This window comes from Cupriavidus sp. 10L45 (genome assembly GCF_056395225.1).
Genome location: NZ_JBFTJC010000013.1, coordinates 135,463 through 155,606, shown reverse-complemented (window position 1 = coordinate 155,606; position 20,144 = coordinate 135,463). Strand labels below are relative to the sequence as shown.

The following is a 20,144-nucleotide window of genomic DNA, read 5'->3' as shown; positions in this document are numbered from 1 at the left end:
TGGGAAAAATGGGGGAGACGATTCGTCTCTCGCTGTTCCTGTGGGCGGACCGTGACGGTCAGCCCGAGGTTCCGTTGGGCCGGTGGGCCAGGGTGTCGTCGCCCGATGCCGGAGCATCGACGCGTGACGCGGTCTGGGACGATGACGCCGCAGCGCCGGCCTTCGGTGCCGGCTGGTAGCCATACCAGCGCGGGTAAAACTGGCGAACCACCTCGCCCTCGAAATGGAGCGCGTGGCATCCATGGAGCTGGTAAGGCGGTTCGGGATTCGGATCGTTGACGGTGGCGCCGTCGCGCACATTGAAGACATCGCCGGCAAACGCCTGGATGGCGGCGGTCGGCAGCACGCCGGCCAGCTCCGTCAGGTGGGTGCAGCCGGACACGCCGGACAGCCGCTCGCGCACCGCCTTGCGGAAGCCCTTTGTCAGGTTCAGGCCGATCAGCTTCCGGTAGGCCGGGCCGATCGTGTCGCAATGCGTCGGATACGGCACCCAGTCTGAGCAGGCTTCAGCATCCACCACGTTCATGCGGAGGTCGATCGTCACGCGCAGCCAGAGGTCGTGCAGCGGCTGGCCGATGGGGCGAATGCCGCCGCCGGCGAGTTCGATGTCACGTGGCTTGGTGTCGGTAAGGCGGGCCTCGATGTCCCACAGACCGTCTTCCCGCGCATACGCTTCCGCCGTGATGGCACGGCGATGACGCAAGGTGCGGTTGGCAGGCGGGGAAAGTGGCATGACAGCTGGGGCTGACGCGGGATGTTGAGGTGTGACCGGGGGCAAACGTCACGGCCGGGGCGGGACGGCCGACAGCCGCACGGCCGCCAAGGCCGGAAAACCGGGAGAGTTTAACATGCCGCGCCGCTTTGACCGGGAACATCCTGCGATACGGAATGTCGGGGGCGAATTGTTGCGCCGGTGACAACGCCGAACCACGGCGCGACAAGGGCTGGCGGGCGGCCATCGTATCCGGCGGCACGGTCGGTGGTGCGGCGCCGCAACGTTAGGCGCCGGATCACAAAATCCCTGTTGCGCACGCAGGTATACAGTGGTCTACGTGGCGTAATCGACACGTTGTTGCCATCTCACTCGTCATCTTCCGCGCCGCGGATGATCTTGCCGACCACGGCGCGCGAGAAGCCGCGCGCGACCATGAAGCGGATCTGCTTGGCCTTGGCCTCCGGAGAATCCGGGGCGGTGCCGAAGCGCTTGCGCCAGACCTCCCGGGCCCGCTCGACCTCGGTGTCCCGCAGGCGGTCCTGGAGGTCATGCAGTTGTTCATTGCCGAGCTGATGGGTCTTGGCCTCCTGCATCACCCGGGCGGCGCCATAGCGGCTGGCGCGGCGATGGACCAGGCTATCGACGAAGCGGTCGTTGGAGAGCCAGTTCTCGCGCTCGAGCGCGTCGAGCAGGGTATCCACCTCCTCGGGCGTCTCGGCGTGCGGCGCCAGCTTGCGCCGCAGTTCGGCGCGGCTGTGCTCGCGGCGCGACAGGTAGCCAACGGCGCGGGCCTTCAGCGAGAGCGGGGGGCGGGAGCCAGCCATCAGGGGGTCATCGACAGTGCAGTACCAATAAAAAAAGCCGCCGCACGATCTGCGACGGCTTCCGAGGGGCGGAGAAAGCTCCGCCTCAGCCTTCGATTTCGGCCGGCGCGCTGACGACAGCGGCGTTCATCGCCACCACGCCCAGCGCCGCACGGACCTTGTTCTCGATCTCAGCGGCGATGTCAGGGTTCTCGCGCAGGTATTCGCGCGCGTTGTCCTTGCCCTGGCCGATCTTTTCGCCGTTGTAGCTGTACCACGCGCCCGACTTCTCGACGATCTTGGCATCCACGCCGAGGTCGATGATCTCGCCCTGACGGGAAATGCCCTGGCCGTAGAGGATGTCGAAGAATGCCTCGCGGAACGGCGGCGACACCTTGTTCTTCACCACCTTGACCTTGGTCTCGTTGCCGATGACGTCGTCGCCCTTCTTGATCGAGCCGATGCGGCGGATGTCCAGGCGCACCGAGGCGTAGAACTTCAGCGCATTGCCGCCGGTGGTCGTTTCAGGTGAACCAAACATCACACCGATCTTCATACGAATCTGGTTGATGAAGATCACCAGGCAGTTGGTGCGCTTGATCGTACCGGTCAGCTTGCGCAGCGCCTGGCTCATCAGGCGGGCCTGCAGGCCGGGCAGCGAATCGCCCATTTCGCCCTCGATTTCGGCCTTCGGCACCAGTGCGGCCACCGAGTCGATCACGATCAGGTCGATCGAGCCCGAGCGCACCAGGGCGTCGGTAATTTCCAGGGCCTGCTCGCCGGTGTCCGGCTGGGAGATCAGCAGTTCACCCACGTTCACGCCCAGCTTGCCGGCGTAGTTCACGTCCAGCGCGTGTTCCGCGTCGATAAAGGCGCAGGTGCCGCCCAGCTTCTGCATCTCGGCCACCACCTGCAGCGTCAGCGTGGTCTTGCCCGACGATTCCGGACCATAGATCTCCACCACGCGGCCGCGCGGCAAGCCGCCGACGCCCAGCGCGATATCGAGCCCCAGCGAGCCGGTCGACACCACTTCGATGTCCTTTTCGATCTCGCCATCGCCCAGACGCATGATCGAGCCCTTGCCGAACTGCTTCTCGATCTGGGAGAGTGCGGCGGCAAGCGCCTTCTGCTTCTCAGCGCTCACGCCGGCGCCGGCCTTCTTGTCGTCCATGGTCGTCCTTCAGTCAATGGTGTATAAATAGGCCGCATGCGGCGCGACGCCTGATTTTTAAGCGATTTCCGACGGAAATCGGCCTGAAAAGTGATCTGGCGTGCGACCCGACCCGGCTGCCCACAAGGCAGCCTGCGGAATGTCGGGTACTGTATAAAAAAACAGTATGCTTGGCAAGCCCCACCGGTTCCGCAACCGCGTGGCGTGCGATGCTGGCAACAGGGTGGAGACAACCATGCGCATTCTGATTGCGGAAGATGACGACGTGCTGGCAGACGGGCTCACGCGCTCGCTGCGGCATTCCGGCTACGCCGTCGACCACGTCGCCAACGGCGTGGAAGCCGATTCGGCCCTGTCGACCCAGCATTTCGACCTGCTGATCCTGGACCTCGGCCTGCCCCGCATGCCCGGCCTGGAGGTGCTCAAGCGCCTGCGCACGCGCGGCGCGATGCTGCCGGTGCTGATCCTGACCGCCGCCGATGGCGTGGACGAGCGGGTCAAGGGCCTGGACCTGGGCGCCGACGACTACATGGCCAAGCCCTTCGCGCTGTCCGAGCTGGAGGCGCGCGTGCGCGCGCTGGTCCGGCGCGGCGCGGGCGGCGGCGCCACGCTGATGCGCCACGGGCCGCTGGCCTTCGACCAGGTCGGCCGCATCGCCTATCTGAACGAGCAGATGCTGGACCTGTCCGCACGCGAGATCGGCCTGCTGGAGATCCTGCTCACGCGCAGCGGGCGGCTGGTTTCCAAGGAACAACTGGTGGACCACCTCTGCGAGTGGGGCGAGGAAGTCAGCAACAACGCCATCGAGGTCTATGTGCACCGGCTGCGCAAGAAGATCGAAGTGGGTGGCATCCGCATCGCCACGGTGCGCGGCCTGGGTTACTGCCTGGAGAAGTTCCAGCCGGTGATGGCGGCGCATGGCTGATCCGGGGGCGGCATGCGCCTGCTGAGACTGCGCTGGGGCCGCCCGCCGGCCCTGCCCCCCCTGCCCAACTCGCCGCCGCCCCTGCCGACCCTGGCCGACGCCGCGGCGGAGGACGCCGCGCTGGCCGACGCCCTGCCGCACCTGGAAGAATCGTCCGCCCATCCCTCCCCGCGCTCGCTGTTCGGCGAGATCCTCGACTGGATGCTCGCCCCGCTGCTGCTGCTCTGGCCGATGAGCATTGCGGTCACCTACCTCGTCGCCAAATCCATCGCCAACGGTCCGTTCGACCGCGCGCTGGAGGCCAGCGCCATCGTGCTGTCCCAGCAGGTGCGCGAGGTGAACGGCCGCGTGACGCTGCAGCTGCCGCTCTCCGCGCGCGAGATCCTGCGGGCCGACGAAACCGACAATATCTATTACCAGGTGGTGGGCAAGCGCGGCGAGTACGTGGCCGGCGACCACGATCTGCCGCTGCCGTCCGAGGAGGACCAGGGCCATGCCGGGCTGGTGTCCCTGCGCGACGACCGCGTGGCCGGCAACGACGTACGCGTGGCCTATACCTATGTCGACCTGAAAAGCGCCGGCTCCCAGCCGGTGCTGGTGCAGGTGGCCGAGACGCTCGACAAGCGCGCGCGGCTGGCCAACGAAATCATCAAGGGCGTGATCCTGCCGCAGTTCGTGATCCTGCCGCTGGCCGTGGTGCTGGTCTGGTTCGGCCTCACGCGCGGGCTGGCGCCGCTGACCGCGATCCAGCAGCGCATCCGGGCGCGCAACCCCGGCGATACGAGCCCCATCGACGAGACCGCCGCGCCGCAGGAGATCACGCCGCTGGTGGCATCGTTCAATGACCTGCTGGCGCGACTGGACCAGTCCGTGCAGACGCAGAAGCGCTTTATCGCCGATGCCGCGCATCAGATGAAGACGCCGCTGGCCGGGCTGCGCATGCAGGCCGAGCTGGCGCAGCGCGAGCAGTCGCCCGAGGAATTGCGCCGCTCGCTGGCGCAGATCGCCGGCAGTTCCGAACGCACCGCGCACCTGGTGACGCAGCTGCTTTCGCTGGCGCGCATGGAGAACCTGGCCGGCGCGGGCGGCATGGCGCCGCTGGACCTCACCGCGCTGGCGCGTGAGGTGGTCAAGGACTGGCTGCCGCAGGCGTGGGCGCGCCGCATCGACCTGGGGCTGGAAGCCGACGACCACCCGGTGACCATCACCGGCAACCGCCTGATGCTGACCGAGATGCTCAACAACCTGCTGGACAACGCGATCCGCTACACGCCGTCCGGCGGCCATGCCACCGTGCGCGTGGCCGCCGATCCGTTCGAGCCGTTCGCCTATCTCGATGTGGAGGACACCGGGCCGGGTATCGCCCCGTCCGAGCGCGAACGGGTGATGGAGCGCTTCTACCGCGTGCTCGGCACCAATACCGAGGGCAGCGGGCTGGGCCTCGCCATCGTGCGCGAGATCGTGCAGCAGCATGGCGGCGAGGTGGCCATCGACGATCACGTTTACCAGCCGTCGCCCCGGCTGGCCGGCACGCGGCTGCGCGTGACACTGCGCCGCGCCCAGAACGGCACCGGCACCGGGGAGCCGGCATGAGAAAGCCCCCGCGCGACCGCATGTCGCCGCAGGAGCGCCGCGCGTGGCGCCACAACCGGCGCTGGATCGGCGCGCTGCTGGTAGTGTGGTTCGTGGTGTCGTTCGTGGTGAGCTGGTACGCGCGGGAGCTGCGCTTCGACTTCTTCGGCTGGCCCTTCTCGTTCTGGGTGGGCGCCCAGGGGGCGCTGATCGTCTACGTGGCGATGGCCGCGCTCTACGCCTGGCGCATGAACCGCGCCGACCACGAGTTCGAACCTGACGGCCACCCTGCCCCGCCGGCCGGGGCCGAAGCCGTCCCGCACGTCACCCCACCTCCCCCGCAAGCCCCTGCCGGGGCCGATGCTGCATAGCAAGATTCCCGCCCCGCCGTACCGCGTGGCCCGCCCGGTGCCGCGCCCAACCGCAGCGCAGCAACCCCGGCGCCTCGGGGGAAGTTCCCCCCGCTAGCGTATACCCCGACGATTTAGGCGCCATTCCCGTCATTTCTGTCAGAACGCAGTAAGTTTCACCTCCCACAATCCTCTTCAACTTCGATGCAGCGGTCCGCACACGCGTGGCCGCTGACAACGGGGAACCTTTCGATGAGACGGAGGAGACAATAATGGCAAACGCGCAAAACGTGGCAGTGCCGGGGGGCGGTGCACAAAACACGCCGATGACGCGCGAAGAGAGGAAGGTCATCCTGGCCTCTTCGCTCGGCACGGTATTCGAGTGGTACGACTTCTACCTGTACGGTTCGCTGGCGGCGGTCATCGCCAAGCAGTTCTTCGCGGGCCTGGACCCGACCTCGGCGTTCATCTTCGCGCTGCTGGCCTTCGCGGCGGGCTTCCTGGTGCGCCCGTTCGGCGCGCTGGTGTTCGGCCGCCTGGGCGACATGATCGGCCGCAAGTACACGTTCCTGGTCACCATCCTGATCATGGGCCTGTCCACCTTCCTGGTGGGCCTGCTGCCCGGCTACGCCACCATCGGCTGGGCGGCCCCGATCATCCTGATCGCGCTGCGCATGCTGCAGGGCCTGGCGCTCGGCGGCGAGTACGGCGGCGCGGCTACGTACGTGGCGGAGCACGCCCCGCACGGCAAGCGCGGCGCGTACACGGCCTGGATCCAGACCACCGCGACGATGGGCCTGTTCCTGTCGCTGATCGTGATCCTGCTGACGCGCGAGCTGACCGGCCCGAACTTCGACGTCTGGGGCTGGCGCATCCCGTTCCTGCTCTCGATCCTGCTGCTCGGCATGTCGGTCTACATCCGCCTGTCGATGAGCGAATCGCCGGCGTTCCAGAAGATGAAGGCCGAGGGCAAGACCTCCAAGGCTCCGCTGACCGAGGCATTCGGCCAGTGGCGCAACATGAAGATCGTGATCCTGGCGCTGCTGGGGCTGACCGCCGGCCAGGCCGTGGTCTGGTACACGGGCCAGTTCTACTCGCTGTTCTTCCTGACGCAGGTGCTGAAGGTGGACGCCAAGACGGCCAACCTGCTGATCGCCGGCGCACTGGTGATCGGCACGCCGTTCTTCATCTTCTTCGGCTCGCTGTCTGACAAGATCGGCCGCAAGTGGATCATCATGATCGGCTGCGCCATCGCCGTGCTGACCTACTTCCCGCTGTTCAAGGCGCTCACGCACTACGCCAACCCGGCGCTGGAGCGTGCCCAGCAGACCGCGCAGATCGTGGTCACGGCCGACCCGAAGACCTGCTCGTTCCAGGGCAGCCCGATCGCCCGCGAAATCGACTTCCGCAGCTCGTGCGACATCGTCAAGCGCACGCTGGCCCAGGCATCGGCCAGCTATGAAGTGATCGACGCCCCGGCCGGCACGCCTGCCTCGGTGAAGATCGGCGACAAGGAGATCAAGGCGTTCGACGCCACCGTCGCGAAGGGCGCGTTCGACGACGAGAGCAAGGGGAAGATCGCCGCGTTCAAGAAGGAAGTGTCCGGCTCGATGGCCTCCCACGGCTATCCGACCAAGGCTGACCCGGCCCAGATGAACACGATCATGGTGCTGGTGATCCTGGTCATCCTGGTGATCTACGTGACGATGGTGTACGGCCCGATCGCTGCGATGCTGGTGGAGATGTTCCCGACGCGGATCCGCTACTCGTCGATGTCGCTGCCGTATCACATCGGCAACGGCTGGTTCGGCGGCCTGCTGCCCACCATCTCGTTCGCGCTGGTGGCCCAGAACGGCAATATCTACTACGGCCTCTGGTACCCGATCATCATCGCCGCCATGACCTTCGTGATCGGCGCGCTGTTCGTCCGCGAAACCAAGGACGTGGATATCTACGCCAACGACTGAGCCAGATTCAGATTCAGGCCAGCGCTGCGCAACCGCGCTCAGGATAGACCGGCACCGCAAAGCTAGTACACGGCCGGTCGCTCCTTCTCAGGCAGATCTTCGGATCTGCCATTTTTTTGGGCAGCCTGCGGAAGCGTGCATAAAACTGTCACGAGGGTGTTGACAGGCTCCAATCCGTGGGTATAATTGCGGTCTTCGTTGGCGAATTAGCTCAGTCGGTTAGAGCGACGGAATCATAATCCGCAGGTCCGGGGTTCGAATCCCTGATTCGCCACCATCTATTAGAAAAGCCGCAGTCCTTCACGGGATTGCGGCTTTTTGCTTTGGGGCCGCCTTCCGGCCACCCCCCTCCTGCGTGACCCTCAGCGCGCATTTTCCGACAGATCATTAGAATGGGCCTCCGGCAACTTGCCTGTCCTATTCGCTTCCACTCCCATCCAGGAAGGATCTGTCCCCGATGAAATCCCTCGCCTTTGCCCCCAAGGCCGCCCGCCGGCTGGTTCGCGCCGCGCTGGCCGGCTTGATGTTTGCCAGTCTTGCCGCCACGGCCGCGCCCGCGCAGGTCAAGGAGCAGGTGCCCGGCTTCTATCGCCAGCAGGTTGGCGACGTGGTCGTCACCGCCCTCTATGACGGTTATGTCGATCTCGGCAGCAAGCTCCTCAAGGGCATGCAGGCCAAGGATCTCCAGTCGCTGATGGCGCGCATGTTCGTGGTCGACAAGAACGGCGTGCAGACTGCCGTCAACGGCTTCCTGGTGCATACGCAGGACAAGCTCGTGCTGGTCGATGCCGGCGCGGCGCAGTGTTTCGGCCCGACCATGGGTGGGCTGGTGAACAACATCCGCGCCGCCGGCTACAAGCCGGAGGACGTGGACGCGGTGCTCCTGACCCACCTGCACCCCGACCACGCTTGCGGCCTGACCCAGGGCACCACGGCGGTCTTCCCCAATGCCACGGTCTGGGCCTCGCAGAAGGATGCCGATTACTGGCTCAGCGACGCCGCCGCGCAGCAGGCCCCCGAGGACAAGAAGCCGTTCTTCAAGATGGCCCAGGACGCCGTGGCGCCCTACAAGGCCAAGGGCGCGCTCCACACCTACGCCGACGGCGCGCAGCCGCTGCCCGGCTTCAGCGTGCTCGGCACGCCGGGCCACACGCCGGGGCACAGCTCCTATCTGGTGACGTCGAAGGGCCAGACGCTGCTGTTGTGGGGCGATATCGTCCACAGCCATTCGGTGCAGATGGCCCACCCCGAGGTGTCGATCGAGTTCGATTCGGACCAGCAGCAGGCCATCAAGACGCGCAAGGCCGTCTTCGCGCAGGCCGCCGCCAAGGGCTGGCTGATTGCCGGCGCGCACATGCCGTTCCCGGGCCTGGGCCACATCCGCAAGGATGCGCGCGGCTACAGCTGGGTGCCGGTGGAGTACGGTCCGGTCCGCGCCGACCGCTGATCGGCAAGGGGGCGAACCGGGTGCCGCCCCCCGCGCTGGCACGGTGCATGCTCGATCCGGGCATGCACATCCACGCCCGCGCCATCAAGTATTTCGACATGATCCGCCGCTGCGGCTCCATCCGCGAAGCCGCGCGGCGGCTGCACGTGGCCTCGTCGGCCATCAACCGCCAGCTGTTGCAGCTCGAGGAAGAGATCGGCAGCCCGCTGTTCGAGCGCCTGGCCACCGGCCTGCGCCTGACCCCGGCCGGCGAGGTGTTCTCGCGCCACGTGATCACCGTGCTGCAGGACGAGCAGCGCCTGGCCACCGAGCTGGAACTGCTGCGCGGCGTGCGGCGCGGATCGCTCAGCGTGGCGGCCGTGGAGGGGCTCAACGCCGACCTCATGCCGGCGATGCTGACGCAGATGCACCGGCGCTACCCCACTATCCAGATCGACGTGCGCATCTGCGGCTCCGAACAGGCCGCCCAGGCCGTGATCGATGGCGAGGCGGACCTTGGCATCGGCTTCTCCATCCGCCGCCACGACGGCCTGCGCCAGTGCATGGTGTCGCGTTTCGCGCTGGGCGCCATCGTGCCGCCCGGCCATCCACTGGCCAGCCTGCCGCACGTGGCCTTTGCCGAATGCGCGGCCTACCCGCTGATCCTGCCCCGGCCGGAACTGTCGATGCATGAACTGCTCCAGCCCGTGCTCGCCCATCACAAACGCGCCTTGCAGGTGCTGCTGGAAACTTCGTCGATCGAACTGGCGAAGGGCCTCGTGGAGCGCGGCGTGGGCATCTTCTTCCAGAGCCGGCTGGGCCTCGAGCGCGAACTGCGCGACGGGCGGCTGGTGCACGTGCCGCTGGACACCCCCGCGCCGATCTGCTCGGAACTCGGCGTCTATGTGCGCGCCGGCCGCACGCCGCCGCCGGCGCTGGACGCCTTCATCCGGATTGCCGCGGAGGCCATCGAGGCGCGCGAGCGCGACGAAGCCCTCGCGCTGCGCAAGCCCACCGCGCCGCACCGCGACCGTGCCCCGGCGCGCCAAAGCGAGGCATCGACGGAGCCACTCGCGCACGCCTTGAGTGCATGAGCCGATAGCCGCCCCGGCAGTGCGCCGGGCGGCCCGCCGGGGTGCTCGCATTTCGGCATCACCCCGCGCAAAAATCGGCGCTATCCAGCGCAGTGGCCCCTCCCTAGACTGGGTTGCATCCGTCGCCCAGCCTTCGAGGCCCGCCGCTCACCGTGACTGCCACCGCCCCCGCCTCCCTCAGCCTGCCCCTGATCGACATCGCCGGACTGCACAGCGCCGAGCCCGCCGCGCGCCGCGCCGTGGCCACGCAGCTGCACGATGCCTGCGCGCATCGCGGCTTCTTCTACCTGACGAACCACGGCATCGACCCGGCGCTGATCCGCGATGTGTTCGCGGCCAGCCAGCGCTTCTTCGACCTGAGCATGGCCGACAAGCTCGCCGTGGACAAGCGCCTCTCGCCCTGCAACCGGGGCTATGAGCCGCTGCGCGCCCAGACGCTGGAAGCCGGCGCGCCGCCGGACCTGAAGGAGAGCTTCTATATTGGTGCCGAGATTGCCGCCGATGACCCGCGCGTGCTGGCCGGCCGCTTCAACACCGGCCCGAACCAGTGGCCCGCCACCCTGCCGGCCTTCCGCGACGTGATGGAGGCGTACTACCAGCAGGCGTACGCGCTGGGCGCCACGGTCGTGCGCGGGCTGGCGCTGGCGCTGGACCTCCCCGAGGACCATTTCGATGGCTACCTGCACGACGCCTCCGCCACGCTGCGGCTGCTGCACTACCCGCCCCAACCCGCGCAGCCCCAGCCCGGTGAGAAGGGTTGCGGCGAACATACCGACTTCGGCGGCGTGACGCTGCTGCTCCAGGACGAGACCGGCGGCCTGCAGGTCTGGGACGCCCTCCAGGCCAGCTGGATCGATGCCCCGCCCGTGCCCGGCGCTTTCGTCGTCAATATCGGCGACCTGTTCGCGCGCTGGACCAATGACCGCTACGTCTCCACGCTGCACCGCGTGATCAACCGCTCGGGCCGCGAGCGCTATTCGGTGCCGTTCTTCTTCACCGGCAACCCGCTGCACGAGGTGGCGTGCCTGCCGACCTGCCGTGCCGAAGGCGAGGCCGCCAAGTACCCGCCCGTAACCGTCGAACAGCATCTGATGGACTGCTACCGGCGCACCTACGGCTGACCCGATCATGTCGATGCAACGCCCCCACATCGTGCTGATCCATGGCGCCTGGCAAGGCAGCTGGGCCTTCGCCGCCTGGCAGCCGATGCTCGAAGCCGCCGGCTGGCAGGTACACGCCGTGGACCTGCCCGGCAACGACCGCAGCCCCGAAAGGAAAGCCGACGCCACCCTCGCCGGCTACACCGCCCACGTGTGCGCACTGCTGGCCGCGCTGGACGCGCCCGCAGTCGTCCTCGGCCACAGCGGCGGCGGCCTGACCGCCTCGCAGGTGGCCGAAACCCTGCCAGACCGCGTACGCGCGCTGGTCTACCTCGCCGGCATGATGCTGCCCACCGGGGTCAGCTTCGGCGACGTGATCGCCCAATGCCGCGCCGCCGATGCCGATTTCCACTACACCGGCATCGTGCCGCTCCTCGCATGGGATGCCGATGGCACCACCAGCCGCGTGCCGCCCGCCGCCGCGCGCGAGATCTTCCTGCACGACTGCCCGCCCGAGGCCGCGCAGACCGCCGCCGCGCGGCTCTGCCCCCAACCAGACACAGGCCGCGACATGCGCAACACGCTCAGCCCCGCGCGCTTCGGCCGCGTGCCGCGTGTCTATGTCGAATGCCTGCAGGACCGCTCCGTCACGCTGCCGCTCCAGCGGCGCATGCAGGCGCTCACGCCGGGCGCCCACCGGATTTCGCTCGACTGCGGCCACGTGCCGCAACTGGCCTGCCCGCAGGCCCTGACTGACGCCTTGCTGCCCCTCCGAGCCATGCCCTCACGAAGACCTGCGGAGACCATGACCATGTCTATGACCACGCCCGAACCCACTACCCTGCCCGCCCAGGGCCTGCCGCCCACGCCGGAACAGATCCGCCGCCACCTGCGCCGCGCCCAGCAGGTGGCCGAGCGCGCCGTGACGCTGGGCCACCACCCGTTCGGCGCCATCCTGGTCGGTCCGGACCAGGAAACCGTGCTGCTGGAGCAGTGCAACATCGACACGGTGAACCACGCCGAATCCACGCTCGCACGCGTGGCCGCCACCAACTTCCCGGCCGACTACCTGTGGGGCTGCACGCTCTACACCACCGTGGAGCCGTGCTGCATGTGCGCCGGCACGGCCTACTGGGCCAATATCGGCCGGGTGGTGTTCGGCATGACCGAGCATGCGCTGCTGCAGTACACAGGCAGCCACGCGGAGAACCCGACCATGAGCGTGCCGTCGCGCTATGTGTTCGATCATTGCCAGAAGGCCGTGGAGCTGATCGGCCCGGTGCCGGAGATGGAGGCCGAGATCGCCGCGGCGCAGCGTCGCTTCTGGGCCGGCCGGTAGCAAGGCCGTGGCGCCTGCCGGCGCGACGGCCATCGCGGTGGCGCTGCACCACGCCACACATTCGCCTCATACCGGCTTCACCGTCGCTGGCGACACTCGCTCCGTCCAACTTCAGGAGCAGTGACATGACGGCAGCCGGTGCGAATTTCGATGCGGACGTGGTGATCGTGGGGGCCAGCTTCGCGGGCGCGGCCTGTGCGCTGGCGGCGGCGCGGGCCGGCCTGCGCGTGGTGGTGCTGGAGCGCAAGGTCGATCCGGGCGAAAAACTCCACACCACCGGCATCATCGTCAAGGAGGCCGCCGAGCAGACCTGGCTGCGCCACGCGCCGGCAGACTGCCTGCACCGCGTGGAACAGGTGCGGCTCTACGCGCCCAGCCTGCGCAACCTGGCGCTGCGCGCCCCCGGCTACTACTTCCTGACGACCGATACCCCGCGCCTGATGCGCTGGCTGGCCGCTGAACTGGTGAGCCATGGCGTGGACCTGCGTCTCGGCACCGCGTTCACGGGCGCCCAGCCCTGCGAGGGCGGCTGGCGCGTGCCCGGGGTGGGCCGCACGCGCTACCTAGTCGGCGCGGACGGGGTGCGCTCGCGCGTGGCGATCACGGCCGGGCTGGGGCGCGTGCACGACTTCCTCTATGGCGTCGAGTACGAGTTTCCCGGCATGACGCTGCCCGAGCCGGGCGCCCTCCACTGCTTCGTCAGCAAGCGCTTCGCGCCAGGCTATATCGGCTGGGTGACGCAGAACCCGACCGGCGTGCAAGCCGGGCTGGCCCTGCGCCAGACGCCGCGCCGCCCGCGTGCGCCTGACATCGACGGCTTTCTGCAGCGCGTGCGCCATCTGCTGCAAATTCCGGACGACGCCATGCCCGGCGCCACGCGGGCTGGGCTGATTCCGTGCGGCGGGCCGGTCGCGCCCATCGCCGGACCCGGGGTAATGCTGACCGGGGATGCAGCCGGGGTGGTCTCACCGGTGACGGCAGGCGGAATCCATTCGGCATGGCGCCACGGCGAGACCATCGGCGAGGCCATGGCCGCCCACCTGCTCCACGGCGGGCCGGCGCCGGAGCGGGTGGCGGCGGCCAGCGCGCCACGCTTCCTGACCAAGCGCGCGCTGCGCTGGGTGTTCGACCGCCTGCAGTTCGACTGGCCGTTCGAGGTGCTGCTCCATTCCGCGCCGCTGCGGCTGGCCGCCGAGCGGGTCTACTTCCATCGGCGTGGGGTGCACGCCTGATAAGATCGCGCCAATCCCTGCATTCCAGCATCCCAGAGCCCCCGGAACCAATGAACCCGCCGACCGTCGTCGTGGTGGAAGACGAAGCCGCCATCGCCGACACCATCCTCTATGCACTGCGCACCGACGGCATGCAGGCCGAGCACCTCGTGCTGGGCGGCGATGCCCTCCAGCGGCTGCGCGCGGCACCGGCCGACCTTGTGATCCTGGACGTGGGCTTGCCGGACATGAGCGGCTTCGAGGTCTGCCGGACGCTGCGCACGTTCTCTGACGTGCCAGTGATCTTTCTGACGGCGCGGCACGAGGAGATCGACCGCATCGTCGGGCTGGAGATCGGCGCGGACGACTACGTGGTCAAGCCCTTCTCGCCGCGCGAACTGGCGGCCCGGGTGCGGGTGATCCTGCGCCGTGCCGGCGGTCGCGCCGGAGCACCCCCCACGGCGCCCGAACCCGCCCGGTTCACCCACGATGCCGCCGGCGCGCGCATCGCCTTCCACGGCCAGTGGCTGGCCCTCACGCGCTACGAGTACCGGCTGCTGGCGCTGCTGGTGGCGCAGCCGGGGCGCATCTACTCGCGCGCCCAGCTGATGGACATGGTCTGGCACGACGCCGCCGACACCATCGACCGCACCGTCGACACCCATATCAAGACCGTGCGCGCCAAGCTGCGCGCGGTGGATGCCACGTTCGATGCCATCCGCACCCATCGCGGCATGGGTTACTCGCTCGATCCCTGAGCGCCCGGCCGGCATGCATATCGGACTCCGCATCTTCTTCGGCTTCTTCCTGATCGTGGGGCTGGCCGCGTTCCTCACGCTGCGGGTGTTCGTGCAGGAGGTGAAGCCGGGCGTGCGCCAGGCGATGGAGGACACGCTGGCCGACACCGCCCAGGTGCTGGCCCTGTTGGCCGCCGACGACATGCAGCAGGGCCACATCGGCGATGGCGCGTTCGCGCGGCGCGTGGCCACGCTGGCCAGCGTGCCGGTAGACGCGACGATCTGGGGCGTGCACAAGGACACCATCCACTATCGGGTGACCATCACCGACAGCCGGGGCATCGTGCGCTTCGACTCCGCCGGCACCGCCGCGGGCGCCGACCACTCCCGCTGGAACGATGTGGCGCGCACCCTGCAGGGCAAGTACGGCGCCCGCAGCACACGCACCGACCCGGACGACGAGGACAGCACCGTGATGCACGTCGCGGCGCCGATCCGGGCCGATGACGCGGGCGGTACGCCCCATGGCGGTCCGATCATCGGCGTGCTGACCGTCTCCAAGCCGAATCGCGTGATGGCGCCGTTCATCGACCGCAGCCGACAGAAGATCCTGCTCCACGGGCTGCTGCTGATGGGCTGCGCCTTCGTGATCGGGCTGGCGTGCACGCTGTGGCTGGTGCACGGGCTGCGCCGGCTGCAACGCTACGCCCGCGCGGTGGCCGCCGGCGAGCGCGCGGAGATGCCGCTGCGCGGCGCCGGCGAACTGGCGGAGCTGGGCCGCGCCGTGGAGACGATGCGGCTGCGGCTGGAGGACAAGCAGTACGTCGAGCACTACATCCACACGCTGACCCACGAGATGAAAAGCCCGCTGGCGGCCATCGGCGGGGCGGCGGAACTGTTGCAGGAGGAGATGCCTGCCGACGACCGGCGCCGCTTCGCCGCCAATATCCAGGGCCAGACCCGGCGGCTCGAACTGATGATCGGCAAGCTGCTGATGCTGGCGGCGGTGGAGCAGAAGCAGCAGCTCGATGCCAGCGAGCCGGTGGCGCTGCTGCCGCTGCTGGAGGCGATCGTGGCGGCGTGCGAGCCGCGTGCGCGCCAGCGCGGCGTCACGCTGCACCGCCAGCCGCGGCCGGAAGGATTCGGGGCGCCCGTGGTCAGCGGCGACTCGTTCCTGCTGCATCAGGCGCTGGCCAACCTGCTCGACAATGCGCTCGACTTCTCGCCGGCGCACGGCACGGTGGACATCGCCGTCCTGCCCGGCGCGGCCGGGATGATCGACATCCGCATTACCGACGATGGCCCGGGCATCCCCGCCTATGCGCAGGGGCGGCTGTTCGAGCGCTTCTATTCGCTGCCGCGCCCCAATGGGCGGGACAAGAGCACCGGCCTCGGGCTGTGCCTCGTGCGCGAGGTGGCGGCGCTGCACCATGGCCACATCGCCGTGGAGAACCGCCCCGGCGGTGGCGCCGTCGCGACGCTGTCGCTGCCCGCCTCTGGCATGTGAGCGAGTACGTGAACTAGTACGTAATCGTGACGATGATCGTGTCGCGATAGAGGCCCGGCGCTGCTCCGGCCTGCGGTGGCACCTGGCCGTAGACCGTGTTTTGGTTGGTCAAGCCATTGCCCGTACCCATCAGGACGGTCGCACCACCGGTACCATCTCCCCATGCGATGTTGTGCGTGGCATCGATATACAAGCCATACGTCAGGGTCTCCGTGCCGCCATCGCGTGTCATCTTGCGCGCGGTTGGGGTGGCCCCTGCGCCCGTGCCGTTGTTGAGCGTGAGCGAATAGGCCGTGCCCGCCGTGCACGTCACGCTGATGTTGCCGTTGGCCGACACGGGCCCGCTGATCAGGCCGATCTGCCCAAAATCGATATTGGTCGCCGTGATGTTGCAGTCCGACACCACCGTCGCGCGGACGGTGAAAGTCCAGGACGTGCCTTGCGGCATGCTCATCGAGCAGGCCGGTGGCGTGGACACATAGCCTTGCACGTTCATGTTCGTGTCCGCGGTGGTGTAGATCGCGGTATAGCTGCCGGCCGGCACCGTCGCCTGCGGCAGCAGCATGTAGCCGTAGTACATCACCGTGGCGGTGGCCATGCCGAATGAATCGGCCTGCAGCGTCACCGACCGGGACTGCGGCGGCGTGAAGTACACGGAGCCCCACGGGGTGGTGTGCGACGCGTTCTGGTAGAGGTTGTACGCCAGCGGCGTCGAGGTCGCGCCGGTCATGGTCCGATTCGCCACCGTACCGCCGCCCGGCGAGCCGAAACTCAGGCAGACACGGGCGAACTTGGTCGTCATGTCGGTGCATTCGACTTTCACCTCGCCGTTGACACTGACCGGCGTGGTGGTCAGCACGTTGACATCGCCAAACTCGATATCGCTCATCGTGACGGTGCAGTCGATGGCGTACGCGCTGCCCGCCCACCCCAGCCAGATGAACAGCCCGCAGGCCAGCAGGTGGTGGACCAGACGGCGAACCAGGCCGGTGTTCATGGGCGCTCCCGGAGGACGCAGGGGAAGGGGCCGATGGTGGTCATCACATCGCGCGGGGCATAGGGCACCTGCGCCGTGCAGGTCCTGTCGCCAAAGGTCACTGTCACCCGGTTGTCCGGCTGCAGCGCGGGGAGGAACACGGCGCCGTCGTAGCCGACCACGGCCGTGGCATCGCTCCCTTCCAGCACGACATGCGCCCCCACCGGCAGCGGCTGGCCCTGACCATCGACCAGCAGCACGGTAGCGCCCTCGTAGCGCGTGACCGAGAAGCGCACTGTCACGCCGGCACGCGTGGGCGGCACCACGACCTGGCGGTCCGTCGTCACGCTGGCCTCGGCCGGCAGTCCAAGGGTGCTGATGGCGATCCGGTTGCCGTCGTACGGCAGCAGGTCGGGCACGAGCAGGCGGCCGCCGGCATTGGTCTTGCCGACCAGCCGGTTCTCGCGCAGGACCGGCACATCGGGCAGGCCGTCGGTCGACACCACGGCGAAGGCGTCGTAGATCGACCGTCCGGCCAGCAGCGCGCCATCCGCCACCACCAGCGACCCCGCCCCGTAGAGCGAGACATGGTTCGACTCGATGCTGCCCGAGTTGATGTGCTCGGCCTGCGCCGTCACGTCGCCATAGCGGCCGCGATAGTCCACCCGGCCCAGGCCACGGCGATAGCTTTCGCTGCCGGCGTCGGCCTGCACGTTCCAGCCGAAACCGCCCTTGTCGTAGTCGACGGGCCGGTTGGCCGACACCGAGACACTCTTGCGGCCATCGTACGAACTGGCATTCGTGCCGACACTCACGCTGTTGCCGAGTGAAATGGTCACGCCGATGAAGGCGCCGACGGTCTGCTGCTGGTCGTAGTCCTTGAACACGTTGGCGAAGATGTTGAAACGCGAGCCGATGGCCGCCGTATAGCCGACCGACACGATGCGCGAGCCGCCGAGGAACGACGCGTCCTGGCGCGAGTAGCTGACCGACAGCGTCTGGCGCGCCGTCAGCGGCACGCTGAGCGTGATGTACAGCTGATTCTCCGGCACGGGCACGCCCTCGAGCGTGCCGAGATCGCGATACTGGTTCGCCGCGTGGATGCCCTGCACCGTGAAGCTGAACGCGCGCGAGATGTACTGGTAGCCGCCGCTGAACTGCATGCCGCTGGCATCGCCTGTACTGCCGGAGATGGCCGCGTTCGCCACACCGAAGTACCCGAGCTGCACCAGCCCGCCGATGCCGGCGTTGCGCAGGCCGCTGGCGGCCTCCGCATGCGCTTCCACGGTCACGGCGTCGGTCACGCCATAGCGTCCCGAGGCCGTGGCGGTGGGCGAGCCGGCGTAGTCGAAGGACAAGCTGCCATAGTTGCGCCGCGCGTAGCCGGCCTGCACCGCGTACTCCGACAACCCCTTCGCGAGCAGCCGCGAATCGACATACAGCGGCCGGTTGACGATCACCTCGCGCCCCAGCTGGTCGCGGTAGACCAGCGTGGCGGTGCCCGCGCCAGTCAGGGCCGGCGGCGTGGCGATCACGAAGGGGCCGCCCGACGACTGCGCCGAGAACTGGCGCAAGCCGTTGAGATAGAGGTCCACCGTGGTCGGGACCACCGCGCTGCCGCCCAGCGACGGCACCGGGTAGGTCACGAGGTCCGGGCGGGTGTTGAAGTTGTGCGCCACGCTGATCCCGCCCATGCGCACCGACCGCGACCACGGCAAGGCGGCGGAGACGAAATCGCCAATCGTGTAGCTCATCAGCCGGCGGGGGTCCTCGTAGGTCCAGTAGGTGTCCTGGCGCAGGTACTCGGTCTGGCCCTCGTGCAGCGTGGTGACGCCCGAGTTCTGGAACACGCCGAACGGCGCGTAGAAGCGCAGCTCGCTCGACAGGGACAAGGTCCGGTTCAGGCGGTCGTAGCTGTCTGCGAAGGCCTGCTCGCCGAGCAGCGGCTGCGGGCCGTGCGTGCCCGAGCCCTGCAGCGGGCTGGGCTTGCGCTGCGCCGCGCGCTGCTCGTCCAGCGAGAGCCGCGTGGTCTGGAGATTGAACGCGTAGTTCACCACCAGGCCGGTGCCGGACTGCACCGGCGGCAGCACGGGCGGCTCGGCGCCGAGCCGCTGGGCCCTGAGCAGCCCCTCGGGCACGCGCAGCGCGATGCGCTGGGCGGCGGCGTCGTAGTCGTAGCCGAGGCCAGGCACGGCGTCCAGGGCGATCTGCTGGTCTGGGCCGAACGGCAGGTCGTCGACGCGGACGCCGAGTTCCTCCAACTCGCCGGCGGCCATGTACAGCACACCGGCCCGCCGGTCGACGCGAACGATCAGCTCCTTTTCGACACCGTTGACAGCCGCCTGCAGGTAGAAGGCGGTGGAGGCACCGTCATCGGCCTCCGGCACCGGTTGCGACCACGCATGCGCGCCGGCCATCAGGTCCATCGCAACGCCGCAGAGCAGCGCGAGCGCCAGCTTGCGGGGTGCGCGGGCGGCGGCACCTCCACGGGGCGGTTTTGACATGGGCGGGCACGGTCGGCATCAGAGGTCGACCAGCATCTCGCGGCCGTTGATCATCATCTTGACGCGCGTGGGCCGGCCCTTGGCCGCGGCATCGGCGGGCAGTGGCAGCCTCCATTCGATCGACTTGCCTGGCAGCACGTAGCCGAGCAGGCCGGGCACCACGGGGCTGGTGCCGCCGCCACGGTATACCAACGAGACGTCGGTGGCCTGCGCGTGGCTTTCGCCACGGTTCACGGCGCCTAGCTTCACCAGATTGCCGTCGGCGGAGGCCGTCACCGTGACCTGCGCGGGCTTGAGCTTCTCGCGCGGCAGCACGAACACCGGCAGTGAGTAGCGCATCTGCAGCGTCACGCCGGTCGGCCGGGGCTGGCTGCTGTCCAGGACCTCGTCCACCAGCACTCGGTACGCCTCGACCTGCGTGGCCGGCGACTTCTCCGTGCGCACGAGCCGGATCGATTGCGTCTGGCGCGGCGCCAGCGTCAGCATCGGCGGGCTGGCGACGAGCCGGTTGGTGGGCGACAGCGCGTCCTCGCCCCCCACCTGGTCCCAGCCGAACAATCGCACCTGCGCGTTGAGCGGCGTATCGCCCTGATTGGTCAGCGTGATGACGGCGGCGGACTGGCCGGGTGGAATCAGCGTCATGGTCGGCTTGACGTGAATCGTCGCCGCGTTCGCAAAGGGCATCGCCAGCAGGAGCGCAAAAGTCGCCAGGAGTGTTCTTGTCATGTTGTGTCTCCGACAGGGGGT

At 68.4% G+C, this 20,144-nt stretch carries 17 protein-coding genes, 1 tRNA gene and 1 pseudogene; 13 read left to right on the top strand and 6 right to left on the bottom strand.

Annotated elements, in window-relative coordinates:
- Positions 1–58: 58 nt before the first annotated feature.
- The 3 genes from AC1DFU_RS22390 to recA form a co-directional block, all read right to left on the bottom strand.
- Positions 59–733: a DUF2889 domain-containing protein gene (locus AC1DFU_RS22390; RefSeq protein ID WP_092291995.1), complete on the bottom strand. Its 675-nt coding sequence runs from the start codon at positions 731–733 to the stop codon at positions 59–61.
- 347 nt (positions 734–1,080) lie between these two features.
- Entirely contained in the window at positions 1,081–1,539 is a 459-nt protein-coding gene (gene recX / locus AC1DFU_RS22385; RefSeq protein ID WP_441591743.1) for a recombination regulator RecX, read from the bottom strand.
- A gap of 85 nt (positions 1,540–1,624) precedes the next feature.
- Positions 1,625–2,689, bottom strand: a complete 1,065-nt coding sequence (recA, locus tag AC1DFU_RS22380) for a recombinase RecA (protein WP_092291991.1) — start codon at positions 2,687–2,689, stop codon at positions 1,625–1,627.
- A gap of 235 nt (positions 2,690–2,924) precedes the next feature.
- Between recA and AC1DFU_RS22375 the strand changes: the two genes are divergently transcribed.
- The 13 genes and pseudogenes from AC1DFU_RS22375 to creC all read left to right on the top strand — a co-directional run bounded on the left by AC1DFU_RS22375 (position 2,925) and on the right by creC (position 15,917).
- Positions 2,925–3,614, top strand: coding sequence for a response regulator (locus tag AC1DFU_RS22375; protein WP_092291989.1), 690 nt, complete (start codon positions 2,925–2,927; stop codon positions 3,612–3,614).
- 12 nt (positions 3,615–3,626) lie between these two features.
- On the top strand, positions 3,627–5,207 hold the full coding sequence (locus tag AC1DFU_RS22370; protein ID WP_441591741.1) for a sensor histidine kinase: 1,581 nt from the start codon (positions 3,627–3,629) through the stop codon (positions 5,205–5,207).
- Complete coding sequence (locus AC1DFU_RS22365) at positions 5,204–5,557, top strand: DUF4212 domain-containing protein (protein ID WP_441591739.1); 354 nt, start codon at positions 5,204–5,206, stop codon at positions 5,555–5,557. Before AC1DFU_RS22370 ends, AC1DFU_RS22365 begins: the two co-directional genes overlap by 4 nt.
- A 251-nt stretch (positions 5,558–5,808) precedes the next feature.
- On the top strand, positions 5,809–7,503 hold the full coding sequence (locus tag AC1DFU_RS22360; RefSeq protein ID WP_441591737.1) for an MFS transporter: 1,695 nt from the start codon (positions 5,809–5,811) through the stop codon (positions 7,501–7,503).
- 200 nt (positions 7,504–7,703) lie between these two features.
- Positions 7,704–7,780: transfer RNA gene (locus AC1DFU_RS22355), tRNA-Met, on the top strand.
- Positions 7,781–7,960: 180 nt separating this feature from the next.
- The gene (locus AC1DFU_RS22350) at positions 7,961–8,950 is read left to right on the top strand and encodes an MBL fold metallo-hydrolase (protein ID WP_092291981.1); all 990 of its coding nucleotides are present in this window, start codon (positions 7,961–7,963) and stop codon (positions 8,948–8,950) included.
- A gap of 62 nt (positions 8,951–9,012) precedes the next feature.
- Positions 9,013–10,023: a LysR family transcriptional regulator gene (locus tag AC1DFU_RS22345; RefSeq protein WP_092292159.1), complete on the top strand. Its 1,011-nt coding sequence runs from the start codon at positions 9,013–9,015 to the stop codon at positions 10,021–10,023.
- 152 nt (positions 10,024–10,175) lie between these two features.
- Positions 10,176–11,144, top strand: a complete 969-nt coding sequence (locus tag AC1DFU_RS22340; RefSeq protein ID WP_441591736.1) for an isopenicillin N synthase family dioxygenase — start codon at positions 10,176–10,178, stop codon at positions 11,142–11,144.
- Positions 11,145–11,151: 7 nt separating this feature from the next.
- Positions 11,152–11,868 (top strand): annotated as a pseudogene (locus AC1DFU_RS22335) (alpha/beta fold hydrolase); the annotation flags it as partial.
- Between the two features lie 66 nt (positions 11,869–11,934).
- Entirely contained in the window at positions 11,935–12,462 is a 528-nt protein-coding gene (locus AC1DFU_RS22330) for a nucleoside deaminase (protein WP_092292155.1), read from the top strand.
- Positions 12,463–12,587: 125 nt separating this feature from the next.
- Complete coding sequence (locus AC1DFU_RS22325) at positions 12,588–13,694, top strand: NAD(P)/FAD-dependent oxidoreductase (RefSeq protein WP_092291980.1); 1,107 nt, start codon at positions 12,588–12,590, stop codon at positions 13,692–13,694.
- 50 nt (positions 13,695–13,744) lie between these two features.
- Positions 13,745–14,431, top strand: a complete 687-nt coding sequence (creB, locus tag AC1DFU_RS22320) for a two-component system response regulator CreB (RefSeq protein WP_092291979.1) — start codon at positions 13,745–13,747, stop codon at positions 14,429–14,431.
- Positions 14,432–14,444: 13 nt separating this feature from the next.
- On the top strand, positions 14,445–15,917 hold the full coding sequence (gene creC, locus AC1DFU_RS22315) for a two-component system sensor histidine kinase CreC (RefSeq protein WP_441591734.1): 1,473 nt from the start codon (positions 14,445–14,447) through the stop codon (positions 15,915–15,917).
- Between the two features lie 13 nt (positions 15,918–15,930).
- Here creC and AC1DFU_RS22310 read toward each other — a convergent pair whose 3' ends face one another.
- From AC1DFU_RS22310 to AC1DFU_RS22300, 3 genes are read right to left on the bottom strand one after another with little or no spacing between them, the layout of a single operon-like run.
- Complete coding sequence (locus AC1DFU_RS22310) at positions 15,931–16,914, bottom strand: Csu type fimbrial protein (RefSeq protein WP_441591733.1); 984 nt, start codon at positions 16,912–16,914, stop codon at positions 15,931–15,933.
- On the bottom strand, positions 16,911–19,397 hold the full coding sequence (locus AC1DFU_RS22305) for a fimbria/pilus outer membrane usher protein (RefSeq protein ID WP_477159780.1): 2,487 nt from the start codon (positions 19,395–19,397) through the stop codon (positions 16,911–16,913). The genes AC1DFU_RS22310 and AC1DFU_RS22305 overlap by 4 nt, the downstream gene beginning before the upstream one ends.
- Positions 19,398–19,415: 18 nt before the next feature.
- Complete coding sequence (locus AC1DFU_RS22300) at positions 19,416–20,123, bottom strand: fimbrial biogenesis chaperone (RefSeq protein WP_092291975.1); 708 nt, start codon at positions 20,121–20,123, stop codon at positions 19,416–19,418.
- Between the last annotated feature and the right edge of the window lie 21 nt (positions 20,124–20,144).